Genomic DNA, 9,008 nt, shown 5'->3' on the forward strand with positions numbered 1-9,008 from the left:
AATCAATGATTTATGCTTTGACAAGAAGGGCATCGTGAAGTATATTATTTGTCCCTCGCGTGATTCGGCGCAACCTGAACAATGGGGATCGGAGGGGTAGAAAGCGTCGAAGTCCCCAAAAACCGCTTTTCCTGCCGCAAGGAAAGCCACCTACATACATATATGATTAATGATCTGATTAACCAGATGGTTGAAGCCGGTGTTCATTTGGGCCACCAGACCCGCAAATGGCACCCCAGCATGAAGAAGTACCTTCTCAAGGACAAGGCCGGTATCCATATCATCAACCTTGAAGAAACGGAAAAATGCCTGGACAAGGCTTGCTCCTTCCTGGCCGATCTGGCACGCCGCAACAAGAAGATCCTCTTCGTCGGCTGCAAGCGCCAGGCCCAGGAAGCCGTCCGCGAAGCCGCGGAAGCCACTGGTCAGTACTACGTCAACCATCGCTGGCTGGGCGGCATGCTCACCAACATGAGCACCATCCGCAAGAGCATCGAACGCCTTTCCTACCTTGAAGGGATTGAAAAGACCCCGGAATTCAAGAGCATGTCCAAGAAGGAACTGGCCGCTCTGGACCGCGAACGCCAGAAGCTGGAACGCAACCTTCAGGGCATCCGCAACATGGGCGGCGCTCCGGACGCCATGGTAGCCATCGGCGCCGATCATGAAGACATCGCCATCCGCGAAGCCCACCGTCTGAACATTCCCGTCTGCGTTCTGGTTGACACCAACGCCGACCCGAAGGAAATCGATTTCCCGATTCCCGGCAACGACGACGCCGTCCGTTCCATCCGTCTGGTCCTTGACTGCATTGTCAAGGCCATCAACGAAGGCAAGGGCGCTCCCGCCGAAGCCTAAACCAACCCATTTAGAAAGAACAGAAACACTATGGCAGAAATTACTGCAGCTCTCGTCAAGGCCCTCCGTGACAAAACGGACGCCGGCATGATGGATTGCAAGAAGGCCCTCAACGAATGCAACGGCGACATGGAAGCCGCTGTGAAGTATCTTCGCGAAAAGGGCATTGCCAAGGCTGCCGCCAAGGCTGACCGTGACGCCAAGGAAGGCGTGATCCGCGCCGCCGTGGCTCCCTGCGGCTGTTCCGGCATCATCCTTGAACTCAACTGTGAAACGGACTTCTGCGCCAAGGGCGACAAGTTCCAGGGCCTGGTGAACGACGTTGCCAAGGCTCTCATGGATTCCAAGGCCGCCACGCTGGAGGAAGCCCTCCAGGTTGCCATGCCCGAAGGCACTACGGAAGAATACATCAAGGCCATGTGCAGCTCCATCGGTGAAAACATGGCTCTGCGCAAGTTCGCCCGCCTCACGGTGGACGGCTCCGGCGCTGTGGTCTCCTACATCCACATGGGCGGCAAGGTTGGCGTTCTGCTGTCTATCAAGGCCGGCAAGGAAGAAACCGTCAAGTCTGACGCGTTCAAGGCTCTTGCCAAGGACCTGACCCTGCACATTGCCGCCGCCGCTCCCAAGAGCGTCAGCTCCGACAGCCTGGACCCCGCCTTCGTGGCTGAGGAACAGGAAATCGCCAAGCAGCAGCTCATCCAGGAAGGCAAGCCCGAACACCTGCTGGAAAAGATTCTTCCCGGCAAGCTGAAGGCCCTGTACGCCCAGTCCTGCCTGCTGAACCAGGGATTTGTTAAGGATTCCAACGTCACGGTGGACGCCCTGCTCAAGCAGGTCGGCAAGGAACTCGGCGATGACGTCTCCGTCGTCTCCTTCGTCCGCTACCAGCTCGGCGCGTAAGCTCCGCGGCAGCATCAATCTCAGGAGCCGTTCCCTTCGCGGGGAACGGCTCTTTTTTGCTTGAGATGGATCCATTAAAGATTTATTCATAAACCATATGCATGGAGAAACCGGGAGTCCGGATATGGGTCATCAAAATGTGCGGGGAAGAAAAGATCCGGTCCTGCTGCTGATTATTGCCTCCACCGTGGTAGCTGGTTTCTGGAGCGCTCTTGTGTTGAGGAATGTCTTTGGCCTTGTGTGGGGGCCTTGGTATTTCCTTGCGGTGTTGTGGTTCTTCAAAAAGACCAATAGACGGTGGAAATGGGAAACAACTTCTTTTGTTGTTATCGGCCTCGTGTGTTACTATGAACTCTTTTGGTCCCGGGTGACTCCGGAAGATATGCGCGATGCCCAGTCGGGGCTGATTATCATTTTTGGTCCGGTTTTTTCCGGAATAGCGGCTCTCCTTGGAGATGCCGGGGCAGCTCTTCTTTCCTTCCTTGTCCGTTCATCCTGCGGCAAAGATGAGAAGGAGAAGTAAAGTTGTTTTCGGTAGAAGGGCATCTATTGGTACAGGACGCGGCGGTAGTAAAAACAGGCTAGATTTTTCCTGCGTATTCTTCAGGCCGGCCCCAGTGTTTTTTGGGGCAGGCATGAATGGGAGATGCGCATGGATGTCTTGATATTGGCGGAGCTGGCACGGTTGGGGTCTTGTTTTGCCTCAGGAGGCTTGTTAGAGTGATGGCATGGCTTTTCTGGAACTGGATCATGTGAGCGTTGTCTTTCCTGCGGTGCAGGGACTGCTCTCCTCCCGCAAACCGGCGTCTGTGGTGGCGGTGGACGGGGTGTCCCTGTCCGTGGAGAAAGGAGAAATCCTTGGGCTGGTAGGGGAGTCCGGCTGTGGCAAGTCCACTCTGTCCCGCACGGTAATGCTGCTCCAGAAGCCTACGGAGGGACGCATTTTTCTAGAAGGAGAGGAACTGACGGCTCTTTCCGCCTCCGAGGTCAGGAAGCGCCGTCCGGATTTTCAAATGATTTTCCAGGACCCCTACGCTTCCCTGAATCCCCGTTTCACGGTGTATGCGACGTTGAAGGAGGCGTTGGAATGCCGCAGCCGCAAAAGATCTTTCTCACAGATGAGGGACGAGGTGGCGGAACTGATGGAAAGGGTGGGCCTGAATCCCTCCCTGATGCGCAAGTATCCCCATGAATTTTCCGGAGGCCAGCGCCAGCGCGTAGCCATCGCGCGTGCCTTGGCTCCGGAACCCCGGCTGGTCATTGCGGATGAACCCGTTTCTGCGCTGGACGTCTCCATCCAGTCCCAGATTTTGAACCTTCTCATCGCTCTGGCCCGCGACTTGAATCTGACCATGATCTTCATTTCCCATGATTTGTCCGTGGTTCATTACATTGCGGACCGTATTGCCGTGATGCGCAAGGGCCGCATCGTGGAATACGGGGAGGCGGACGAAGTTTTTTCCTCCCCCTCCCACGAGTACACGCAGGCGTTGCTTGCCGCAGTGCCGCGGCTGTAGGTGAATGGAAGAAAAAAGAAGGGGGGGGGGGAGGGATTCCTGTCAATGAATATGCTCGTTCCATCTATCTCCTTTCCAACGATCAGCAAAAGGGAAGTGCTCAGACTGTCCTGCATCACCAAATGGCAGATAAAGAAAGTTCGGTGTAGTCATAAAATCCTGGTCAGTAATTTGAGAATTTTACATTACTCTCATTTTTATTCGTCATTAGGTAATAAGGCATATTCTTTTTTAACTAGAATATCATGACAATTAAAGGTTAAAATGGTTAAGTGGGGATTGGGTCATATTTCCACTACTATAATGATATGTCCGGTCCAGCGTTATTGTTTTGGAAAAAACGGGAATGTTGCATGGGTTCCAAAGGTATGTTGATGCCAATTATTTTTAGAATGGAATGGAGGATTTTATTGTATTTAGGCCTGTAATAATGGTCGCCGTAAAATTGTTCAGGATAGATGATGCGGTTCGTAAATTCGACATGGAATTCTAAAGTTATTTTAATTTCATATCCGCATATTTGACTCATGTCTGAAAGTCGTTTGTTGATTTCGTTGATATTTTTGTCTGTAACCAGTATGTCTGACCAGTATTCTTTAAATACAAATAATACATGCTGATTGCTGTCTATATCAAGGGAATCATTTTCCCACCATTCAACGATACTTATCAGCTGGTGTAGATCAAGATCTGAAATGCCGCTTCTTTTCATCAGATTTTCCACATATTTTCGTGAATATAATTGAAATTCTGAAAAATCAAATGATATTTATTGAGGATATTCTGAAAGTGATCAATCTGATTTTCATAAGAATTTTTTCTATTTTAAAATTAATCCCATAATAATTGGAACTCTATAATTCCGAAAAATGACTATTTTTAGTGAAAATATCTAAAGAAACTTCCATGGCGTTTTCAAAATTTAATATTTTCTTTTGTTCAATTATATATTCCGGATCTTCTTCAATTATTATTTTTGCGTACTGTGCTAAGCTATGTAGAAAACAATGTTGAAAATAATAACCTCCGTAAAATACTCTCGTTTTCCCCGAAGGCATTTTAATAAGGATAATACCATTTGGTAATACTTTTTGGGTACTTGGTATACAAATACTCGTATAAGAAGATCCATCTACCGCGAGAGTTTCAACTTGTGTATATTTGCTCTTTATTTTTTCTAAAGAAGAAACATCGAAAAATCTTTTAAGACTCTTTGCACTTTCTCTATTGTTTAAAACGTCAATATAATAATATAATAAAATAAAAGAAATTAAAACAAATAGAAGGAATATGATTTTTTTTGCATTCATTTATAAAAGAAAATAATTCTAATTGAATAGTTTTTGATATAGATACTGAAATCCATAAATAGCTCCATATCCAAATACAGGCGTGCCATATAATACAATTTCACAAGGAAACATACTCTGTAATGATGTCCGTAGCGCGTCATTTTGTCCCAAATAACATGAGCGTAACTCTACTTCACATTTTTCACAAAAGGGAATTTTTACATTTTTGAATACATCTGATATTTGCTGCCTCGTTCGAGTTTCCATCAGTCCAGCTTCTCTCCACTCAGCGCGTACATTCTGATTAGTTCCATAGGACATATCTGTCCCGTGTATCACAATAAGCAATTTTTTTACACATTTTCCACAACAACAGTGTTCACTGGGATTAAAACCATCTGGAGAAAATGTCTCATAAACCGGGCCTTTTCTTTCTAATCGCTTTTTGACTTCTTCAAATCCTTTATCTTTTTTTTGCTTTCCAGGATAAGCAATATAATTTAATGTTATTTAGTTGCTCTCTATTATAGAAGATTGTGGAATAGGAACTTCAACGATGCCAGAGGCACCTCCATTGTAGGGGGGTATTGTACCTAATAAATCCACTTCTATGTTAATTCTATTCCTAATAAATGCATACAAATTCCACCCTCTCTGTTCCTGAATGGAGCTTTCCACGGTTCCAAAGGAAGTGTCTTGGTCATGTGGCCGTAGGAATCGTAGGAGCATTCCCTGATGCCGGAGGCGTCCCGGACAGTGCTTATTTGACTCACGTCTCGGCGTGTTGATACCTTTCTTCCCGCTGAATCATAGCTGTAGGAAGTAATCGTTTCGGGGGTGTTTCGGTGGCCGAGCGAATGGTCTCCACCAGCTGCTTGGCCAAGTTGTAGCCGTAACCGTAGCCGGTCACGGTACCGTTTTTACCGGTTTCCCTCAACGGGCCGCAGCACATCCATTCCGTCGTGCTGATGCGCCCGTTGCCCTTCGTCGTCATATTCGCAGTCCTCCGAGACAATCAGCGACCAGTCCTCTCCGGTGTGAACATACTGTTCGCTTCTGGAAGTCGTGCCGTTTTCAGCGATGCACTCTATGTTTCGGGTGCTTTGTCCCGGAACGATGCTTCCGTTCGCCTGCAAGGTTTCTGTCACTTCATGGAGGGCTCCGTATTCAGTGACTGCTTCGTAAGTATAAACGGTTTGCACCCCGTCAATCCCCTGACTCATATTCCGCCACCTATTAGTGAGGAAGACCTAGCTTAAACAATATATACAACCATTACAACTATCTAATACAAATTTACAAAAAACCCTTCGGAAAGTTGTAGCTTTTCGAAGGGTTTAAAGACATTAAACCTCGAATTGATAATATTATTAAAATATCAATATAATTTTAAAGAAACGGAAAAATTAATAAAAACATTATACATATAAAAAAGAAGTAAAAAATAGAAATAACAAAAAATATCAGTAGATTTTTTCTATTTAAGAAGAGAGAATATATCCAGCAAAATAGAAAAATTAAAATAACTAAAATTAAATAGAAAATCAAATATCCTAATTGCCTATCATTATTTTTATTATAAAATTGTGGCAGAATATATGTGACACATATATTAATTATAAATAAAATAATAGGAACGAACCAGGTTATAACATTTTTTGTATTCATTTATTTGATGATGGATTATATTCATCTTGTTTTACACCTTTGATAATAAAATTCTTAGAATTGAATTGAAATTCAGGTATTTTACCGGAAACAAAACAAGCTACATTTCTAAAACACTTAGCCATTTTTTCTTTCCATGTTCCTTCTAAAGATCGAAAATCAAAATCATATATATCATATATGTACAATGAATATTTAAAATTAAATTTATTATCAACAATACCTCCAACAATATAACTATAATCTCCTAAAATATATAGCATATCATTTTCTTTGGAATGGGCCAGAGACCAATTTTTCATTCTAATATTCTTATTGCATCTATTTTTAGGATCTGCCTTCACAAAAGCAATGGCTTTTCTAACAGCATACATCTCTGGTTTTTTGGGTATTTTATTAGGATCATATGTATAATCAGTTCCTCTTCCTGCCAAAAAATGAGTATAAATTTTCATTATATCAATATTCCAATATCTTAAACTAACAAATCCCATAACTGCTGCAAATACAGCTCTTCCATTAGGACCGAGTCCATTAATAATAAAATTGTCTATGATTTCATCATGACCAGGATCACTAAAAGAAAGATTATATTTCTTTGTCACAATTTCTTTAACATCTCCTAATTCCCATTCAATGGAGCTCAATCCTAATAAATCCGCTTCTATATTAATACTATTATTAATAAATGAGTACAAATTCCAACCTCCCTGTTCCTGGATGGGATCGCGGTTGATCCACCTGCCGTCTGTGGGATTGAGGTGGCGGTAATTGTAGTAGACAAGCCCCAATTCGTCATCTGCATACTCGCAGGAAAACCTGAACTTGTTCTCTTGAGCCATGTCTTCCTTAGCGGTGAGAAGGCTACCAAAAGGAGCATACTCGTAACGAGCTCTTCTCGTCTGTTGTCCGTCAAAAATGGAAGTAACGTTCTTCAAGGCATCGTGCATGAAGTAGAGATGCTCTTTTACTTTTATTCCGTTTTCCTGCCAGCATGTCATCATCAGGATGCGCGTTGCCGTCGGTTCCGTTGGATCCAACAGGTAGCTCTTTATAAGCATAGGCTCAGGCTGCATCAAATCCAGTTCGGCTACCTGCAGATAATCCCGGTACAGGAACCGGGAGTGGCTGGATACTGCCCCATTGATGACCACTTTCTTCTCAAAGCGCCGTCCCCGGTAGTCGTAGCCGCAGGTAATGGACGTTCTGCCATCCTGGCTGGTGAAGACGACGGGGCGGTCATTGGCGTCGTAGGAGACTTCCCAGATGCCCGTTGAGGTCCTGATGCGGGTCTGGTTGCCGTCGGCGTCGTAAACGGGGGTAAAATCTTCTTTCCCCCCGGCAATATCCGTGTACTGGTTGAGCCGGTTGGATTCGTAGGAGAGGTCTTCCTCCAGTTCCCGGGCGGTTTTGCGGTTGCCGATGTTGTCGTATTGGTAGCTGAAGCATCCTCCCCGGCTGATGCGGTCTTCCAGCAGTTCACTGCGGCTGTTGTAGGTAAAATCTCTTACTACTTCAGCAGTAGTGCTGTCCCAGCAATCCCGCCGCTGGACGGGCCGCATCAGCGCGTCATAGTCGTATTCGTGGCTGACCGCCAATTCGCCGTCCGCTTCCTTCCTGTAACCGATGGCGGTTACAATGTTCAGTGTGGGATGGTAGGTGTTTTGGCGGACCATGCCGTTGGGGTAGGTGAGATGGTGGAGGAAGCCGGTGGTTTGATCGTACCGCCAGGTAAAAGAAGACTTCAGTCCTTCCAGATTCATCCCAATCATGCCGCCTTTGGAATCGTAGTCAAGATGGGAGTGCTGCACGGTGCGTGTGCCGAGCATCAGGCGGTATCCGTTGGAACGCCCCTGGGCATCGTATTCTTCTTGAAGAGAACTTTCTACCTGTCCAAAGGAAGTGTCCTGAATCATGCGGCCATAAGCATCGTAGGAGCATTCCCTGATACCCGAGGCGTCCCGGATGGAGGTCATTTGTCCGAGGTGGTTGTAGGTGAACTTCCATCCGGGAGTAGCGTCATTGTGGGAGGCGGAGACGAGTTCTCCTGTAAAGGGAGCATACTTATACGTTGTGACAAGCCCCCTGGCTTTGACAAGTGTCTCCTGACGGTTGAGCTCGTCATAGGTTTTGGAAACACAGGAACCGTCGGCATAAGTCTTTTTCAATTCCAGCCCCGTGGCCTCGTCATAGAGCCAGATGGTGGTATCTCCGTCGGTTTGGCCGGAAGGATCGGAAGTGATGTCGCCTTCGTTTGCACGGAAGGTAGTCAGGGCCACCATGCGGTCGGCTTCGTCGTAGGCGAAGCAGGCCGGCTGAATGACGGTGCCATATTCGGCCGTCTTTCTGCCGCGGATGTCATAGGAATAACAGGTTGTTCCTCCCAAAGCGTCGGTGATGCAGGCAGGATGGTCACAGCAGGACGAGTAGCTGGTGGTGGTGACATGGCCCGCAGGACCAGTAGTCTTAACCGGGCGTCCTGCAAGATCCGTTTCCTCCATAATGGTGTTGCCGCGACCATCGGTTTTTTCCAGAATCACCCCTGTAGAGGTGCAGGAACGCCGCTGGATGGAACAGATTCCGGAGTGGTCGGTCTGGCTTACGGTAAAGCCGTCTACGACAAGAGACTCGGCTATAATATCCGAAGTGGGAATGCGGCTGAACCGGGTGCGTTTGGTAGGAGCGGTATACTCCGTCCACTGGATGCTCTGCTGGCCGTAGACGTCCGTGGAAATGGTCTTGCTTTCCAGGAGGGGATCGAGCAGGGAAA

The 9,008-nt window shown here is 46.7% G+C and carries 8 protein-coding genes; 4 read left to right on the forward strand and 4 right to left on the reverse strand.

The features are described 5' to 3' along the window. The first annotated feature begins 162 nt into the window (after positions 1-162). From rpsB to HJW02_RS05770, 4 genes are all read left to right on the forward strand, one after another. Positions 163-858, forward strand: a complete 696-nt coding sequence (gene rpsB, locus HJW02_RS05755) for a 30S ribosomal protein S2 (RefSeq protein WP_102721700.1) — start codon at positions 163-165, stop codon at positions 856-858. A 30-nt stretch (positions 859-888) separates the two neighbouring features. Further along, a complete protein-coding gene (tsf, locus tag HJW02_RS05760) occupies positions 889-1,761 on the forward strand; it encodes a translation elongation factor Ts (RefSeq protein WP_022396311.1) in 873 nt (290 codons plus the stop codon). 97 nt (positions 1,762-1,858) lie between these two features. Next, positions 1,859-2,284 (forward strand): hypothetical protein, encoded by a 426-nt coding sequence (locus HJW02_RS05765; RefSeq protein ID WP_102733187.1) that lies wholly within the window; start codon positions 1,859-1,861, stop codon positions 2,282-2,284. Positions 2,285-2,489: 205 nt separating this feature from the next. Next, entirely contained in the window at positions 2,490-3,278 is a 789-nt protein-coding gene (locus tag HJW02_RS05770; RefSeq protein ID WP_022396309.1) for an ATP-binding cassette domain-containing protein, read from the forward strand. Positions 3,279-3,576: 298 nt separating this feature from the next. Here HJW02_RS05770 and HJW02_RS05775 read toward each other — a convergent pair whose 3' ends face one another. From HJW02_RS05775 to HJW02_RS05795, 4 genes are all read right to left on the reverse strand, one after another. Continuing rightward, positions 3,577-4,002: a hypothetical protein gene (locus HJW02_RS05775; RefSeq protein ID WP_146018224.1), complete on the reverse strand. Its 426-nt coding sequence runs from the start codon at positions 4,000-4,002 to the stop codon at positions 3,577-3,579. A 130-nt stretch (positions 4,003-4,132) separates the two neighbouring features. Then, entirely contained in the window at positions 4,133-4,588 is a 456-nt protein-coding gene (locus HJW02_RS05780; RefSeq protein ID WP_146018223.1) for a hypothetical protein, read from the reverse strand. A gap of 902 nt (positions 4,589-5,490) precedes the next feature. Beyond that, positions 5,491-5,793, reverse strand: coding sequence for a hypothetical protein (locus HJW02_RS05790; RefSeq protein WP_102721534.1), 303 nt, complete (start codon positions 5,791-5,793; stop codon positions 5,491-5,493). 441 nt (positions 5,794-6,234) lie between these two features. Then, positions 6,235-9,008 (reverse strand): RHS repeat protein (locus HJW02_RS05795; RefSeq protein ID WP_208050612.1); only part of this gene is annotated, 2,774 nt, incomplete at its 5' end.

This window comes from Akkermansia sp. GGCC_0220 (assembly GCF_017566105.1).
In the GTDB taxonomy this organism is placed as follows: Bacteria; Verrucomicrobiota; Verrucomicrobiia; order Verrucomicrobiales; family Akkermansiaceae; genus Akkermansia; species Akkermansia massiliensis.